Consider the following 16902-nt stretch of genomic DNA (forward strand, 5'->3'; position numbering starts at 1 on the left):
TACCTTTACTACTCGGGCGATACCTAAACGTTCGCTGTGCGGAAACCCGTCTGAAAGGCCTGCATGTTCACGAAGATCCTGGTTGCCAATCGCGGTGAGATCGCAATCCGTGCGTTCCGTGCCGCTGTCGAGCTCGGTGCGAAGACGGTCGCGGTGTACCCGTTCGAAGACCGCAACTCGCTGCATCGCCTGAAGGCCGACGAGGCGTACCAGATCGGCGAGCCGGGGCATCCGGTGCGCGCCTACCTCGACGTGACCGAGATCATCCGCGTCGCGAAGCTGTCGGGCGCCGACGCGATCTACCCGGGCTACGGATTCCTCTCGGAGAACCCCGAACTCGCCCAGGCCGCCGAAGCCGCGGGCATCACCTTCATCGGTCCGCCCAAGCGCGTGCTCGAGATGGCGGGCAACAAGGTCACCGCGAAGGAGCATGCGATGGCGGCCGGCGTGCCGGTGCTGAAGTCGACGCCGCCCTCGCGCGACATCGAGACCCTCATCAGCCAGGCCGATGAGGTCGGCTTCCCGATCTTCGCCAAGGCCGTCGCCGGCGGCGGCGGGCGCGGCATGCGTCGCGTGAACGAGAAGAGCGAGCTTCGCGCTGCCCTCGAAGAGGCGATGCGCGAGGCCGACAGCGCCTTCGGCGATTCAACGATGTTCCTCGAGCAGGCGGTGCTGCGACCGCGCCACATCGAGGTCCAGGTGCTCGCGGATGCCTCGGGCGAGACGGTGCACCTCTTCGAGCGCGACTGCTCGGTGCAGCGCCGCCACCAGAAGGTGATCGAGATCGCGCCCGCGCCGAACCTCTCCGACGACGTGCGCGCCTCGCTCTACCGCGACGCGATCGCCTTCGCGAAGTCGATCGGCTATGTCAACGCCGGCACCGTCGAGTTCCTCCTCGATACCGCAGGCGAGCGAGCCGGGCAGCACGTCTTCATCGAGATGAACCCGCGCATCCAGGTCGAGCACACGGTCACCGAAGAGGTCACCGACGTCGACCTCGTCGTTTCGCAGATGCGCATCGCGGCGGGGGAGTCGCTCGCCGAGCTCGGCCTCCAGCAGGAGTCGATCCGACTGCGCGGCGCTGCCCTGCAGTGCCGCATCACCACCGAAGACCCCACGGCCGGGTTCCGGCCCGACACGGGCAAGATCACCACCTACCGTTCACCGGGCGGTGCCGGCATCCGTCTCGACGGCGGCACGATCAATCCCGGCGCGCAGATCAGCCCGCACTTCGACTCGATGCTCGCCAAGCTCACCTGCCGAGGCCGCGACTACCCTGCGGCCGTCTCCCGGGCGAAGCGAGCCCTCGCCGAGTTCCGCATCCGCGGCGTCTCGACGAACATCCCCTTCCTCCAAGCGGTGCTCGAAGACCCGGCATTCGTCGCCGGCGACCTGAGCACCTCCTTCATCGACGAGCGCCCGCAATTGCTTCGCGGCCGCGTCTCGAAGGACCGCGGCACGAAGATCCTCAACTGGCTCGCGGATGTCACGGTGAACCAGCCGAACGGGCCGGCTCCGACGACCGTGAGCCCGGTCGAGAAGCTGCCGCCGATCGACCTCACGCTCGATGCTCCGGCGGGTTCGCGGCAGCAGCTGCTCGAACTCGGCCCGGTCGGCTTCGCCCAGGCTCTGCGTGCGCAGACCCCGCTCGCGGTCACCGAGACGACCTTCCGCGACGCGCACCAATCGCTGCTCGCAACACGCGTGCGCACCCGCGACCTGGTGGCCGTCGCGCCGTACGTGGCGCGCATGACGCCCGAACTCCTCTCGGTCGAGGCCTGGGGCGGCGCGACCTACGACGTCGCCCTCCGCTTCCTCGGCGAAGACCCGTGGGAGCGACTCGCAGCGCTTCGCACTGCCCTTCCCAACATCAACATCCAGATGCTCCTGCGGGGGCGGAACACGGTCGGCTACACGCCGTACCCCACCGAGGTCACCGACGCGTTCGTGCGCGAGGCGGCATCGACGGGCGTCGACATCTTCCGCATCTTCGACGCGCTCAACGACGTCTCGCAGATGCGGCCCGCGATCGACTCGGTGCTTTCGACCGGGCATGCAGTGGCCGAGGTCGCGCTCTGCTACACCGGAGACCTGCTCGACCCGGCTGAAGACCTCTACACGCTCGACTACTACCTCGGACTCGCCGAGCAGATCGTCGACGCCGGCGCGCACGTGCTCGCGATCAAGGACATGGCGGGCCTCTTGCGTCCCACCGCCGCTGAGAAGCTCGTGACGGCCCTCCGCGACCGTTTCGACCTCCCGGTGCACCTGCACACGCACGACACGGCTGGCGGCCAGCTGGCGACCCTGCTCGCGGCGAGCCGTGCCGGAGTCGACGCGGTCGACGTGGCGAGCGCGCCCATGGCGGGCACCACGAGCCAGCCCTCGGCGTCGTCGCTCGTCGCCGCGCTGGCGCACACCGAACGCGATACCGGTATCTCGCTCGATGCAGTCTCCGATCTCGAGCCCTACTGGGAGGCCGTGCGGCGCATCTACCGCCCGTTCGAGTCGGGACTGCCCGGTCCCACCGGCCGCGTCTACCATCACGAGATCCCCGGCGGTCAGCTCTCGAACCTGCGCCAGCAGGCAATCGCGCTCGGACTGGCCGACGACTTCGAGCTCATCGAAGACATGTACGCGGCGGCCGACCGCATCCTCGGCCGGGTGCCGAAGGTCACGCCGTCGTCGAAGGTCGTCGGTGACCTCGCCCTGCACCTCGCAGCGGTCAAGGCCGACCCCGCGGACTTCGCGGCCAACCCCGAGAAGTACGACGTGCCCGATTCCGTGATCGGCTTCATGGCCGGTGAACTGGGCGACCTCCCCGGCGGCTGGCCCGAGCCCTTCCGCACCAAGGTGCTCGCCGGCAAAGACGTGCGCATCAGCGTCACCGAGCTCACTGGCGAGCAGCGCGAGGGCCTCGAGGCCGACAGCGTCACGCGACGGGCAACCCTGAACGCGCTGCTCTTCCCGGCTCCCACACGCCAGTTCGAGCAGATTCGCGAGCTGTTCGGCGATCTCTCGGTCGTCGACACCGCCGACTACCTGTACGGCCTCCGCCAGGGCGCGGAGCACGTCGTCGAGATCGACACCGGCGTGCGCCTGTACGCCGGGCTCGAAGCGATCGGCGAGGCCGACGACAAGGGCATGCGCACGGTGATGACGATCCTGAACGGGCAGCTTCGGCCCGTCTTCGTACGCGATCGTTCGATCGTGGTCGAGACGCGCACGGCCGAGAAGGCGGATGCCTCGCAGCCCGGGCAGATCGCGGCGCCGTTCTCCGGAGTGGTGACCCTTCAGGTCGAGCCGGGCACCGAGATCGCGGCCGGCCAGAGCGTCGCCTCGATCGAAGCGATGAAGATGGAGGCCGCCATCACCTCGCCCATCGCGGGCGTCGTCGAACGGGTCGCGATCCCGAAGACGCAACAGGTCGAGGCGGGCGATCTGCTCGTGGTGGTGCGCCCGCGCTAGGCTGAGCTCGAATCGACACTGATGAGGAGGGGTATCGGTGGCTGAAGACACGTTCGATGATGCGGCCGCGACACGTCGCGGCTCGAGCACGCGCACGTCGGCGCTCGACCGCGCCCGGAAGGCGTCTGCGTCCGGCGCGCACACGGGGGCGGAACCCGCCGAGAACCCCAACGTACGGGTCGATCTGCCGCCCGCACCGGTGCACGAGATGCCCGACGACGAGGTCGCCGTGGCGATCGACGACGTCGCAGTGAACCCCGGCAGCCTCGTCGGAGGCACCGGCACGACCACCTCGGTCGAGGTCGTCACGCCGGCGCTGGCCGGCACCGGCTACCGGGGCGGCTCCCGGCGCGAGCCCTCGCCGTACAGCGCTCTGCTCGCATCCGACGCGACGAAGCTCCGTCGCGAACGCGTGAGCACCGACACGGGCAGCCACGTCGCGATCGTCGAGGCGCCCGGTGAACCCGGAATGCCGGCTGAGGTGCCCGAGTCGGCGGACTCGCTCACCGCCGACCGTCTCATCGACCTGAACCGCACGACCCGCCCGGCGCCGCAGGGCGGTCTCAACCGCTTCGTCTACGAGGCGTCCCTCCATCTCGTCAATCTCGGCGACTCGGCGAAGGTGCAAGCGCACAAGGCGATGAGCCAGCGCATTCAGAAGCGTTTCGAAGGCGGCGCTCGCTTCGTGCCGGTGCTGACCCGGAAGGGCGGGGTGGGCAAGACCACCATCACGGCGTTGCTCGGCATGGCCCTCGCCGACGCACGTGACGATCGTGTCATCGCGATCGATGCCAACCCCGACCGCGGCACTCTCGCCGAGCGAGTCGATCGGCAGACCCGCGAGACGGTCCGGGACGTCGTGGCGAAGGCGTCCTCGATCAGCGGCTACACCGATTTCTCACGTTTCGTCTCGCGAGACGAGACGCGCCTCGACATCCTCGCCTCCGACACCGACCCGACGCTGTCAGAGGCGTTCGACGACAACGACTACAACGTCGTCGCCGGTCTCGCGGCACGGTACTACTCGATCGTGCTCACCGACTGCGGCACCGGCATCGTGCACTCCGTCATGCGGGCGACGCTGCAGCGCGCCGACTCCGTCGTCATCGTTTCAGGCGGCAGTGTCGACGAAGCGCGTCTGGCATCCGAGACGCTCACCTGGCTCGAGGCCAACGGATACGGCGCTCTGGTGCGCAACGCGATCGTCGCCATCAACCTGGCCACGCAGGGAACCCACCTCGTGAAAGTCGATGAGATCGAGGCGCACTTCCAATCCAGGGTGCGAGAGATCGTTCGCATTCCCTACGACCCCCAACTCGCAGCCGGTTCCATCGTGAATTGGCACGAGCTGCGCCCGGTCACCCAGCACGCGGCTCGTGAGCTCGCGGCGCTCGTGGTGGAAGGCATGCCCGCCGAGCGCGAGCACTGAACGGAGAACCATTGCCGGAACGACCAATTCGCCTGTTCGGCGACCCTGTCTTGAAGACCGTCTCCGCCCCCGTCGAACAGGTCGACGATCGTGTGCGCGCGCTCGTCGATGACCTCCTCGACAGCGTCCGCATTCCGGGCCGCGCCGGAGTGGCCGCGTCGCAGATCGGCGTCAATCTGCGGGCGTTCAGTTATAACGTCGACGGAGACGTCGGATACATCCTGAACCCCGAGATCGTCGAAGTCTCCGGCGAGAAGGAGCTCATCGACGAGGGCTGCCTCTCGGTGCCCGGACTCTGGCACAAGACTCCGCGACATCCATTCGCCCGAGTTCGCGGCATCGACCTCGACGGCAACGAGATCGAGTTGTCAGGCACCGGCCTCATGGCACAGGCGCTGCAGCACGAGACCGATCACCTCGACGGACTGCTCTACCTCGATCGCCTCGAGAAGCCCGAACGACGGGTCGCGATGCGAGAAGTGCGCGAGTCCGACTGGTTCTGACCTCTGCGCTGATCGCAGATGACGAAGACCCCGCGGATTCCCGCGGGGTCTTCGTCGTCGCCGAACCGGCTCAGTGCACGATCGAATGACCCTCGGTCGCCGGCGCGCCCGAGTACATCGCCTCGATCTGCGGCGCGAAGTCATCGAGGATGATGTTGCGCTTGATGCTCATCTTGGGGGTGAGATGTCCGCTCGCTTCGGTGAGCTCGAGCGGGAGCAGCGTGAACTTGCGGATGGACTCGGCTCGCGACACCGTCTCATTCGCGGCATCGATGGCGCGTTGCACTTCGGCGAGCACTGCGGGGTTGACGATCGCCTCATCGAGCGACATGCCTGCGTCTTCACCGTTGTTGTTCAGCCACACCGGCAGCATCTCGGAATCGAGAGTGATCAGCGCTGCGATGAACGGCTTCTTGTCGCCGACCACGACGACCTGTCCGACGAGCGGATTGGCGCGAATCGGGTCTTCGAGAGCGGCCGGGGCGACATTCTTGCCACCGGCCGTGACGATGATCTCCTTCTTGCGGCCGGTGATGGTCAGGAAGCCGTCGGCATCGAACGAACCGATGTCACCGGTCTTGAACCACTCGCCGTCGAAGGCCTCCGCCGTTGCTTCGGGGTTCTTCCAGTACTCCTTGAAGACGTCGACGCCCTTGACCTGGATCTCGCCGTCATCGGCGAGGCGAACGGCAACGCCCGGCAGCGTCGGCCCGACGGTACCGATCTTCGACTTGTTCGCGAGATTCACGGTTGCGGGCGCGGTGGTCTCGGTGAGGCCGTAGCCCTCGAGGATCGTGATGCCGAGTGAATGGTAGAAGTGGCCGAGGCGCGGGCCGAGCGGCGCGGAGCCGGACACGGCGTACTTGACGTTGCCACCCATCGCCGCACGGAGCTTGGAGAAGACGAGCGCGTCGAAGAGTTTGAACTTCAGCTTCAGTCCGAGCGGAACCTTGCCGGTCTCCTTCGCAGTCGAGTAGGCGACCGCGGTGTCGGCGGCGGCGCGGAAGATCTTGCCCTTGCCGCCGGCTTCCGCCTTCTGCTCCGAGACGTTGTACACCTTCTCGAAGACCCGCGGCACCGCCAGGAGGAACGTCGGCTTGAAGCTGCCGAGCGACGGCAGGAGCAGCTTCGTGTCGGGTTGGTGACCGACTCGAACGCCTGCGTGCACCGAGAGCACCGCGATGAACCGCGCGAACACGTGCGCCGTGGTGATGAACAGCAGCGTCGATGCGCCGTTCGGGTCGAGCACGACCTCGTTGAGCGCGACCGCGGAATTGCGCGAGGTCTCGACGAAGTTGGAGTGGGTCAGCACACAGCCCTTGGGCTTGCCCGTCGATCCCGAGGTGTAGATCAGCGTGGCGATGTCGGAGCCCACGGCGAGGTTTCGCCGGCGCTCGATCTCGTCGTCGGGCACGTCGACGCCGCCCGCGACGAGCTTGTCGAGGTCGCCGAGGTCGATCTGCCAGGAATTGCGGATCAGGGGGAGCTCGGGGTGCACCTCGTCGAAGCGGGCGAAGTGATCGGGCGTCTCGAGGATGATGGCGATGGCACCGGAGTCGCTGAGGTTCCAGCGCACCTGTGCGGGGGAACTCGTCTCGTAGACGGGTACGAGCACGGCACCGGCGAACCAGGTGGCGAAATCGATGAGGGTCCATTCGTACCGGGTCTTGCACATCAGCCCGATCTTGTCGCCGGGCTGGATGCCTGCGGCGACGAGCCCCTTCGCGAGGGCGATGACCTGGTCGTAGAACTCCTTCGTGGTCACAGGCGACCAGCCGCCGTCGGCGGTGGGCAGCGAGAACAGCACGGAGTCGGGCGTCGCCGCGACGCGGTCGACGAGCAGGTCGGTGGTGTTCGCTTCAGGGTCTGCTGCGACCACGGGTGGGGTAGCGAATTCGATCACGGTAGCTCCTTCGGCACCGGGAGGGTTGCACGTGGCTCGGGCACCAGCGCGAACCTCGGCATTTGGGTCTACTACACTCTAGTCGTTGCTCAGGGCCCGCCTCAGAGGCGCAGGCTCGTTCCGCTTCATCCACTCTGAAAGGCAGCCTCCTGGTGCACGCGATCGGTATCGACATCGGTGGAACGAAGATCGCCGGAGCCGTCGTCGATCAGCTCGGCACCATCGTCGCGAGTGAGCGGGTGCCGACTCCTGCCGGTGATGCCACGCTCCTCGAAGACGCCGTCGTGCAGATGATCGAGTCGCTTCGTGCCGGGGCGGTCTCAGAGATCGTCGCAATCGGCGTCGCGGCCGCGGGCTTCGTCGATGCCGCGCAGTCGACGGTCTACTACGCACCGAACATCGATTGGCGCAACGAGCCGTTCCGGGAGAAGCTCGAGGCCCGGGTCGGCACGACGGTCGTCGTCGACAACGACGCCAATGCCGCAGGCTGGGCGGAGTTCCGCTTCGGTGCCGGCAGGCTCGTCAGCGACATGGTGATGCTCACGATCGGCACGGGCGTCGGAGGCGCGATCGTCGCGGGCGACCGCCTGTTCCGTGGTGGCTTCGGCGCCGGCGCCGAGCTCGGGCACCTTCGCGTCGTGCCAGACGGCCTGGCCTGCGGGTGCGGGCAGCGCGGATGCATCGAGCAGTACGGTTCGGGTCGCGCACTGCTGCGCATGGCGAACGAGATCGCCGACGCAGGCGGCATCGGCCAGGGACTCGCCCGGGTGCGTTCCGAGCACGGCACACTCGACGGTGGGCTCGTCGGCGGCCTCATCGAGAGTGGCGACCCGGGGGCGATCGCGGCACTGCGCCAGCTCGGCGGCTGGCTCGGCCAGGCCGCCGCGAGCCTCTCCGCGGTGCTCGACCCGCAGCGGTTCGTCTTCGGCGGCGGTGTCTCGGTGGCCGGCGAACTGCTGCTCGAGCCGATTCGCGCTGCGTACCTCGACCACCTTCCGGCGCGTGGCTATCATCCCGAACCGGATTTCGTGATCGCCGAACTCGTCAATGACGCCGGTGTCGTCGGTGCCGCGGACCTCGCGCGGGTCTGGGTCGCCGAGCACGCCTGAACCGCCGACGCTAGGCTGAGTCGGTGCCACAGAGAGAAGGGGCTTCACGGTGTTCTACTGGATCATGAAGAACCTCGTGATCGGGCCGATCCTGCTCTCGATCTTCCGTCCGTGGGTCGTCGGGCTCGAGAACGTGCCGAAGGATGGGCCGGTCGTGCTCGCCTCGAATCACCTCTCCTTCATCGACTCGATCTTCCTTCCGCTCATCGTCGACCGCCCGGTGGTCTTCCTCGCGAAGAGCGAGTACTTCACCGGCAAGGGGCTGAAGGGCTGGGCGACGCGGGTGTTCTTCCAAGCTGCCGGCCAGCTGCCGATCGACCGCTCCGGCGGCAAGGCGTCCGAGGCGTCGCTCGAGACTGGTCTTCGCGTGCTCGGAGACGGCAAGATCCTCGGCATCTACCCCGAGGGCACGCGCAGCCCCGATGGCAAGCTCTATCGTGGCCGCACGGGGGTCGCGCGCATGGTGCTCGAGGCGGGGGTCCCCGTCATCCCCGTTGCCATGATCGGCACCGAGCACGTCATGCCCATCGGTGCGCGACTGCCGAAAGTGCGCCGTATCGGCATCATCCTCGGTGAGCCGCTCGACTTCAGCCGCTTCGAAGGTCTCGAAGGCGACCGGTTCGTGTTGCGTTCGGTTACCGACGAGCTGGTCTACGACCTGCGCGGATTGAGCGGTCAGGAATACGTCGACGTCTACGCCAGTTCGGTCAAGGAGAAGCGCGCCACGCAATCGCGGTAGGCTCGTTCTGCGGCGGCGCAACGTGCGTCGCTGTTCCGTTTTCCCGGCGCGATCGTGCGCCCCGAACCCCTCAGGACATCCCGTGGTACAGCTCGTCGAGCCGGTCGTGAATGCAGATCCCTCCGTGATTGCCGGCCTCGACTATTGGCGCACGCTCCCCATCAAGCAGCAGCCGTCGTGGCCCGATGCCGAGGCCGCTCACGCGGCATCCGCCGAGCTCGCCACACTGCCGCCGCTGGTGTTCGCCGGCGAGGTCGACATTCTGCGCGACCGGCTTGCCGCTGCGTCGCGTGGCGAGGCCTTTCTGCTGCAGGGCGGCGACTGCGCCGAGACCTTCGCGGGCGCCACGGCCGACCAGATCCGCAACCGGGTGAAGACCGTGCTGCAGATGGCCGTCGTGCTCACCTACGGTGCGTCCATGCCCGTCGTGAAGATGGGCCGCATGGCCGGGCAGTTCGCCAAGCCCCGCTCGAGCGATTCCGAGACGCGTGGAGACGTCACGCTGCCCGCCTACCGCGGCGACATCGTGAACGGCTACGACTTCACTCCCGAGTCGCGCGCTGCCGACCCCGCCAGGCTGATCAAGGGGTACCACACGGCGGCCTCGACGCTGAACCTCATCCGTGCGTTCACGCAGGGCGGTTTCGCCGACCTGCGTCAAGTGCACTCGTGGAACCAGGGCTTCGCCTCGAACCCGGCGAACGCCCGGTACGAGAACATGGCGCGCGAGATCGACCGTGCGATCAAGTTCATGGAGGCGTGCGGCGCCGACTTCGAGGCGATCAAGCACACCGAGTTCTACACGGGTCATGAGGGCCTGCTCATGGATTACGAGCGACCGATGACCCGCATCGACTCTCGTACGGGCACACCGTACGACACATCGAGCCACTTCATCTGGATCGGCGAGCGCACCCGTGAGCTCGATGGCGCGCACGTCGACTTCCTCTCGCGCGTGCGCAACCCGATCGGTGTGAAACTCGGGCCGTCGACCACGCCCGAGACGATGCTCGAGCTCGTCGAGAAGCTCGACCCCGAGCGGGAGCCAGGTCGTCTGACGTTCATCACGCGCATGGGCGCCGGCAAGATCCGCGAGGCACTGCCGCCCCTGCTCGAGGCGATCAAGGCGAGCGATGCCACTCCGTTGTGGGTCACCGATCCCATGCACGGCAACGGCATCACTACGCCCAACGGCTACAAGACGCGCCGTTTCGATGACGTGGTCGACGAGGTCAAGGGGTTCTTCGAGGCGCACCGTGACGCGGGTACCCACCCGGGCGGCATTCACGTCGAACTCACGGGCGACGATGTCACGGAGTGCCTCGGCGGCTCCGAGCACATCGACGAAGAGACGCTGGCCACGCGCTACGAGTCGCTCTGCGACCCGCGCCTGAACCACATGCAGTCTCTCGAGCTCGCGTTCCTCGTAGCCGAGGAACTCGCCGCTCGCTGAGCTGGAGCACGGGGCATCCGGAGACGGATGTCCCGTGCGTCTGCCCGCCCATGAGGGATGGGGTCAGGACGCACAGACGATCCACTCAGAGCGTGAGTGTGCCGACCAGCTTCACTTCGCTCCCGCGAACGGCCTGCGCATCGGCGGCCGGATCCTGCGAGGTCACGGTCACGAACTGCAGGAACGGTGCCGGAAAGCTGTGTGCGACGGTGAACTCCGCCGCCTCGAGCGCCTGAATCGCATCGGAGAGCTTCATGCCGACGACGTTCGGAACGGCCACGAGGTCTTGGCCCTTGGAGAAGACCACGTCGATCGAATCGCCGGGCCGCACGGGATCGGTGGTCGCGGTCGCGCTGAGTACGGCATCGGCTGGAACGGCGCCGGAATTGTCGAACTCGGAGCCGACCTCGTTCAGGCTCAGGTTCGCGGCACCGAGCGCCGCTTCGGCCTCTGCCCTCGGCATGCCGACGATGTCGGGCACCGGCCCGGCTGAGACGACGAGCGTGAGCGCACCGAGTTCGGGGTATTCGGTGCCGACCGGGTTGCCATCGGCGTCGAGCACGTCGATGACGAGGTCTGCGGGGACGTCTGATGAGAACTGCAGCGCGTTCTCCTTGGCCACGGTGAACTCGCCGAGCGCGGCGCGAGCCTCAGCCGACGGCGAGCCCCGGACCTCTGGAACTTCGAGGATTCGCGGGCCCAACGAAACGAACATCGTGACGACCGAGCCGCGTTGCGCCTCGGACCCGCCTTCGGGATCCGTGTCGGATACCTGGCCCTTCGGCACCACGGGGTCGTTTCGTTCGCCAGGCTCGACCGTGAAGCCGGCCTCCTCGAGAATGCGCGTTGCGGCGTCGGGGGCGAGGGTCGCCGTCTCGGGCACCTGGGTGAGCGCTCCGGGTCCGGCGCCGAAGTACCAGCCGGTGCCGGCGGCCAGGCCGGTGAGGAGCAAGACGAGGGCGATGAGCCAGTAGCCGCGCCGTTTGTGCCGGTCGGCGCTCTTGGCGAGGGCTTCGGTGTCGTCGCCGTCGGATGCGCCGGGGATCGTCGCGGGGGCGACAGCGACTCCGCCCGCGCCGAGTACGCGAGTCTCGGCCGTCGCGGCGCCGACCGGGAGCGCGGCATCCGACAGCACCATCGTCGCCTGCGTCGTGAGCGGTCGGTGCGATGAGCGGATCGACGGCTCGACCTCCCGCAGCCGCTCGAGCATCTCGCGAGCATCGTTCGGGCGCTCTTCGGGGTCTCGGGTGGTCGCCCAGAGCACGAGCTCGTCGAGTTCGACGGGCACCGCCGGGTTCTTCGAGCTCGGCGTCGGCACTTGGTCGTTCGCGTGCTGGTAGGCGATCGCCATCGGCGCTTCGCCGACGTAGGGCTGCTCGCCGGTCAGCATCTCGTACATCATGATGCCGACCGCGTAGATGTCACTTCGGGCGTCGGCGACGCCGCGGGTGACGAGCTCGGGGGAGAGGTAGGCGATCGTGCCGAGCAGTGCCTGGCCGGTCGCGGTGTTGGCACTGGCAGCGCGGGCGAGGCCGAAGTCGCCGAGCTTGATGCGCCCGTCATCGGCCAGCAACACGTTCTCGGGCTTCAGGTCGCGGTGCACGATGCCGGCCTTGTGCGCGGCGGCAAGGCCGGCGAGCACGGCGTCCATGATGTCGACGGTCTGTTCGGAGGTGAGCTTCTGGTAGTCCTTCAGCAATTCACGAAGCGTGATGCCGGGCAGGTACTCCATCACGAGGTATGCCATGTCGGCGTCTTGGCCCTGGTCGAACACGTTCACGACGTTCGGGTGCGCGAGGCGGGCCGCCGAGCGGGCCTCCTGCACGAACCGGGTCTTGAAGGTGTTGTCGTCGGCGAGGTGGCCGTGCATGATCTTGAGAGCGACGCGCCGTTCGAGGCGAAGGTCGGTGGCGAGGTAGACCGTCGCCATGCCACCACGGGCGATCCGCGAGCGCACCTGATAGCGGCCGTCGATGAGACGGCCGATCATGGGGTCGACGGGCGCGGTGGTCACTCTCCGATTCTACGAAGAGGCATATGCCGCAAATGGCGCAAACGCCGATGGCGCGCCGATCGGAATCCCATCGTGATGCGTCGTCGAATCCCGATCAGCCGAACTCGGAGAGCCAGGCTCGCGCCGAGACCTCCCATTTCGCGTAGTGATCGGGGTAGGCGCTGAGCTGCACCGCCTGCGCAGCCTGGGCGACGCTCAGCGACTCCCAGCCACCGATGTCGAGCAGTCCCCGCGTGCGCCCGGCGTTCGGGTTCGTCGCCCCGCCGTAGAACGCCATCGCCGAACGAACCGGGTCGAGCACCTCATCGACCGTGCCCCAGCCCTGGCTCGGTCGTTGCTGGAACAGGCCGAGCGAGTCGAGGTCGCCGTGGTCGACGTTCACGAGGCCCGACTCCTGGGCGGCGGCGGCGAGCGCCACGACGATGCCCTGGTCCGACACGCCGAGTGCGCGGCCGACGTCGACGATCACGCGGGCGTTCGCACGCATCTCCTCGGTCAGCACGACGCTCACCGACGCGACGCTCACGGCAGCGACCGGGCGCGCGATGCGCAGGACCTGCCCGCTTCGGATGACTGCAGCGGGGTCGAGTCCGTTGACCGCGACGAGGTCGGCCACACCGAGGTCGTGCCGAGCGGCGATGTCCCAGAGCGTGTCGCCGTCGACGACGGTGTAGGTGTCGCCCGTCGAATCGGCGGGAGAGCCCTGGGTCGCATCGGCCGGAGGTGCCGGCGTGGAGGTGACGGGAGCGGAGGAGGCGCCCGGGCTCGGCGGCAGCACGATCGTCTGCCCGGGGAAGATCAGGCTCTGTCGGCTGAGTCCGTTGGCGCTGAGCACCTGGTCGAGCGACAAGCCGTACGAGGATGCGATGGCGCTGATGGTGTCGCCGTCGACGACGGTGTGGCGTGAGAGTTCAGCGGCAACGGGCGCGGGGGCAGGGGCGGCAGTGCCGCCGCCGGGCAGAGCGAGGCGCTGTCCGGGGAAGATGAGGCTCGACCATCCCAAGCCGTTCAGTGCGAGGACGTCGGCCGTCGCCACCCCGAACCTCTCGGCGATGCTGCTGACCGTGTCGCCGTCGCCGACGGTGATCTCGGCGGGTACCGACGCCGACGCGGCGGTCGCGCCGACCGACGCGAGCCGGCCTGCAGCTCCATCGGTGGCCTTCGCCTTGGGCAGACGCTTCGACGGCTGCGGAGCGGCTTCCGCCGGCTGGGAGATGCCGAGCGTGACGGCGATCGTCGACACGACGGCGAGCGGCAGGGTGATCAGTCGACGGATGCCTCGTCGGCGACCCGGTGCCGCTTTGGTGCCCCGAGGCGAGTCGGCGACCGGCTCGCCCTCGATCTCGGCGTCGAACGACATCGGTTCCCCCTTCGCCGGACTTCATTCCCGGCTCTGCGGTTACCGTCGCATAGGGCATCGAGCGAGTCAAACACCTCGACGCGAGTCCGGCGAAGCCGCTCTCCTGTATGTGCTGCGGCCCTGTTCCCGAACAGCCCCCGCGCATGGCAGTCTTGATGCGTGACCGAAGCTGCCGAAACCGACTGGCTGACTGTTCCCGACCTCGTCGAGTTGCTCGGGCAGAGCCCGAGTCGCATCCGCCGACTCATCGACGACAAGCACTTGCTCGCTGCGCGCGTCGACGGCGTGCTGAAGGTGCCGGCGGTGTTCCTCCGCGACAACGAGCCCCTGCACGAACTCCACGGCACGGCCAATGTGCTCGCAGATGCCGGGTTCACCGACACCGAGGCACTCGAGTGGATGCTCGCCGAGGAGGACAGCCTCGGCACCTCGCCAATCGCCGCGCTCCGCGCCGGACGTAAGGCCGAGGTCCGTCGCATCGCGCAGGCGCTCGCCTGATCAGATCTCCGCAATGGAGCGAACCGTCGGGTCGGAACTCCGACACCGTCGCTCAGCTCGTGCGTCGGCTGACCGCTCGCGCGAGCGAGCCGAGCTCGGCTCTGGCATCGCGGCTCAGTGGTGCGTCTTCGAGTGCTGCCATCGCGGTCGCGACGTTCGATGCGATGAGCGTTTCGATCTCGTCGACCGCGCCGCACTCGCGAATGGTGCGCTGCAGCATCCGTACCTGCTCAGGCTCGAGTTCAGGGTCGCCGAGCAACTCGTCGAGGAGGCGGCGCTGCCCCGGCGCCAGCCGTTCGCGGGCGATCGCGATCAGCATCGTGCGCTTTCCCTCGCGAAGGTCGTCACCGCTCGGCTTGCCCGTCACCTCGGGGTCGCCGAAGACGCCGAGGAGATCGTCGCGCAGCTGGTAGGCGATGCCGAGCGGGAGGCCGAACGCGTGCAGGGCCGCGAACTGCGCGCTCGAGGCGCCCGCGATGGCGCCGCCGATCACCAGTGGGGCCTCGACGCTGTACTTGGCTGCCTTGTAGACGATCACTCGTTGGGCGCGCAGGCGCTGCTCCGACTCGGGCTGGGTGAGCCAGGCGCGCTCTTCGAGGATGTCGAGGTACTGGCCGGCGGTCACTTCCGTGCGCATGCGCATGAACTCGGATCGTGCAGCGCGAGCGGCGTCGCGGTCGGGGAGGGCGGCGAGTCCTTCGTCGAGCAATTCGTCGCTCCAGCCGAGGAGGAGGTCGCCCAACAGGATCGCGGCGGCCCGTCCGAACTCTGCGCCGGATCCGGCCCATCCTGATTCCCGATGCAGCCCCTCGAAGAGACGGTGCGCCGATGGCGCGCCGCGGCGGGTGTCGGAATTGTCGATGATGTCGTCGTGCAAGAGCGCCGCGGCGTGGAAGAGCTCCAACGCGGACGCCGCAGACACCACGGGGAACCGGTCGCGCCCGCCTTCGGTGGCGAAGGGGTCGAATCCGCGACCGCCGACGGCCTCCCAGCCCCAGTAGCAGAAGCGTGCGCGGAAGCGCTTGCCGCCGCTGAGAAATCGCCTTGAGAACGCGTCCAATGGCTCGAGGTCGGGGCTGATCTCGCGGAGAATGGAGGTGCGTTCGGCGAGGAAATCCTCGATGCGTTCGTGCACCAAATCGACGAGTCGGGAACCGTGAGCCACGCGCCTAGCCTAGCGAGGCAGCACGGGGCTAGAATGGACTCGGATGCGTCGATCCCGAGCCTGAGGGGAATGAGATGCCGCTTTCAGAGCAGGAGCAACGTCTTCTCGAGGAGATGGAGCGCAACCTCTATCGCAATGACGCCGATTTCGTACAAGCTGTCGGCGGCGTTCGAGGTCGCCGGCCGAACTACCGAGCCATCGTGCTCGGCGTGCTCCTCGCCGTCGCCGGTGCGGGGGCACTCATTGCGGGCGTGGCATCGCAGCTTCTCGTCGTCGGCGTCATCGGCTTCGCCGTGATGTTCGCCGGAGTGCTCGTCGCGACCACCCCGACCAAGCGCGGCGCCGCCTCGGCCGCTCCCGCCGAGCCGACCGCCGCTGCGCAGCCCGGCCGTCGCACCACCGGCAGTGGCTTCATGGATCGCATGAACGATCGCTGGGATCGTCGTCAAGACGGCCAGGACTGATCCCTCCACTTCGCACCACCTGAACGGGTCGATCTTCGGATCGGCCCGTTTTTTCGTGCGCCCGGGGTGCGAATCGCCTGAGTAGCGGGGCATACCTCGGTGCATCCGCTGCCGGTTCGAGCTGCTGCGTGCCCGAAATCAGACGCGGCCTCGCGCCGGGAACCACCATTCCCTCCACTCCACTCCACGGCGTGATTCCCAGTGTTGACGGGGAACTCACAGCTCGAACACGCCGAAAGCGAGCGAATGTCGTTGATAGGTGGATGAGAGTGGAGTAAAGTGGGGTTACCTGGATTCTGGCCGGAGGAAAGGGGGTGGTGTGGTGTTCCTCGGCAGCTATGAACCGAAGCTCGATGAGAAAGGCCGCGTCATTCTTCCGGCGAAGTTCCGGGAGGAGCTCTCGAGCGGCCTCGTGCTCACGCGCGGGCAGGAGCACTGCATCTACGTGTTCAGTGCGCGGGAGTTCGAGAGCATGAGCGACAAGATCCGCCAAGCCCCGGTAACGAGCAAGCAGGCGCGCGACTACATGCGCGTCTTCCTCTCGGGGGCTTCCGCGGAGACCCCCGACAAGCAGCACCGCGTCACCATCCCCGCCACGCTTCGCGCGTACGCCGGCCTCGACCGGGACCTGACGGTCATCGGTACGGGCAGTCGGGTGGAGATCTGGGATGCGACGGCGTGGCAGAGCTATCTCGCCGAGCAGGAGGCGGCCTTCGCGGATACGGCGGAGGAGGTGATCCCCGGACTCTTCTGATCCTCGGGCTCCGACTCCCAGCCGGCCGCGCCTGGTGCACTTC

General features: G+C 67.7%; 13 protein-coding genes. 9 read left to right on the forward strand and 4 right to left on the reverse strand.

What is annotated here, in order from left to right; all coding sequences use genetic code 11:
* Positions 1–63 precede the first annotated feature (63 nt).
* From AC6CH0_RS12245 to def, 3 genes are read left to right on the forward strand one after another with little or no spacing between them, the layout of a single operon-like run.
* On the forward strand, positions 64–3468 hold the full coding sequence (locus tag AC6CH0_RS12245) for a pyruvate carboxylase (RefSeq protein ID WP_498101245.1): 3405 nt from the start codon (positions 64–66) through the stop codon (positions 3466–3468).
* Between the two features lie 37 nt (positions 3469–3505).
* Positions 3506–4897, forward strand: coding sequence for a MinD/ParA family ATP-binding protein (locus AC6CH0_RS12250; protein ID WP_498101247.1), 1392 nt, complete (start codon positions 3506–3508; stop codon positions 4895–4897).
* A gap of 11 nt (positions 4898–4908) precedes the next feature.
* Positions 4909–5400, forward strand: a complete 492-nt coding sequence (gene def / locus AC6CH0_RS12255; protein WP_498101249.1) for a peptide deformylase — start codon at positions 4909–4911, stop codon at positions 5398–5400.
* Between the two features lie 70 nt (positions 5401–5470).
* Here def and AC6CH0_RS12260 read toward each other — a convergent pair whose 3' ends face one another.
* Positions 5471–7303, reverse strand: a complete 1833-nt coding sequence (locus AC6CH0_RS12260; RefSeq protein ID WP_498101251.1) for an AMP-dependent synthetase/ligase — start codon at positions 7301–7303, stop codon at positions 5471–5473.
* Positions 7304–7455: 152 nt separating this feature from the next.
* Here AC6CH0_RS12260 and AC6CH0_RS12265 point away from each other — a divergent pair, with 152 nt between their 5' ends.
* The 3 genes from AC6CH0_RS12265 (at position 7456) to AC6CH0_RS12275 (ending at position 10604) form a co-directional block, all read left to right on the forward strand.
* Positions 7456–8412: an ROK family glucokinase gene (locus AC6CH0_RS12265; RefSeq protein ID WP_498101253.1), complete on the forward strand. Its 957-nt coding sequence runs from the start codon at positions 7456–7458 to the stop codon at positions 8410–8412.
* 49 nt (positions 8413–8461) lie between these two features.
* Positions 8462–9151, forward strand: a complete 690-nt coding sequence (locus tag AC6CH0_RS12270; RefSeq protein WP_498101255.1) for a lysophospholipid acyltransferase family protein — start codon at positions 8462–8464, stop codon at positions 9149–9151.
* A gap of 82 nt (positions 9152–9233) precedes the next feature.
* Positions 9234–10604 (forward strand): class II 3-deoxy-7-phosphoheptulonate synthase, encoded by a 1371-nt coding sequence (locus AC6CH0_RS12275; protein ID WP_498101257.1) that lies wholly within the window; start codon positions 9234–9236, stop codon positions 10602–10604.
* 85 nt (positions 10605–10689) lie between these two features.
* Here AC6CH0_RS12275 and pknB read toward each other — a convergent pair whose 3' ends face one another.
* Complete coding sequence (gene pknB, locus AC6CH0_RS12280; protein WP_498101259.1) at positions 10690–12618, reverse strand: Stk1 family PASTA domain-containing Ser/Thr kinase; 1929 nt, start codon at positions 12616–12618, stop codon at positions 10690–10692.
* 94 nt (positions 12619–12712) lie between these two features.
* Positions 12713–13978, reverse strand: a complete 1266-nt coding sequence (locus tag AC6CH0_RS12285; RefSeq protein ID WP_498101261.1) for a LysM peptidoglycan-binding domain-containing protein — start codon at positions 13976–13978, stop codon at positions 12713–12715.
* Positions 13979–14137: 159 nt separating this feature from the next.
* Here AC6CH0_RS12285 and AC6CH0_RS12290 point away from each other — a divergent pair, with 159 nt between their 5' ends.
* The gene (locus AC6CH0_RS12290; protein ID WP_498101263.1) at positions 14138–14476 is read left to right on the forward strand and encodes an Rv2175c family DNA-binding protein; all 339 of its coding nucleotides are present in this window, start codon (positions 14138–14140) and stop codon (positions 14474–14476) included.
* Positions 14477–14528: 52 nt separating this feature from the next.
* On the opposite strand, the gene AC6CH0_RS12295 is transcribed toward AC6CH0_RS12290, so the two are convergent.
* Positions 14529–15641 (reverse strand): polyprenyl synthetase family protein, encoded by a 1113-nt coding sequence (locus tag AC6CH0_RS12295; RefSeq protein ID WP_498101265.1) that lies wholly within the window; start codon positions 15639–15641, stop codon positions 14529–14531.
* Between the two features lie 74 nt (positions 15642–15715).
* Between AC6CH0_RS12295 and AC6CH0_RS12300 the strand changes: the two genes are divergently transcribed.
* Both AC6CH0_RS12300 and mraZ read left to right on the forward strand, forming a co-directional pair.
* On the forward strand, positions 15716–16105 hold the full coding sequence (locus AC6CH0_RS12300) for an SCO2097 family morphological protein (protein WP_498101267.1): 390 nt from the start codon (positions 15716–15718) through the stop codon (positions 16103–16105).
* Positions 16106–16427: 322 nt separating this feature from the next.
* Entirely contained in the window at positions 16428–16859 is a 432-nt protein-coding gene (mraZ, locus tag AC6CH0_RS12305) for a division/cell wall cluster transcriptional repressor MraZ (protein WP_026482238.1), read from the forward strand.
* Positions 16860–16902 lie beyond the last annotated feature (43 nt).

It is taken from the genome of Agromyces sp. GQ35, assembly GCF_059758475.1.

Excerpts from the sequence above, each read along its gene's own strand:
- AC6CH0_RS12245 (WP_498101245.1), top strand. The coding sequence starts at position 64 with ATGTTCACGAAGATCCTGGTTGCCAATCGCGGTGAGATCGCAATCCGT.
- AC6CH0_RS12285 (WP_498101261.1), bottom strand. The coding sequence starts at position 13,978 with ATGTCGTTCGACGCCGAGATCGAGGGCGAGCCGGTCGCCGACTCGCCT.
- AC6CH0_RS12300 (WP_498101267.1), top strand. The coding sequence starts at position 15,716 with ATGCCGCTTTCAGAGCAGGAGCAACGTCTTCTCGAGGAGATGGAGCGC.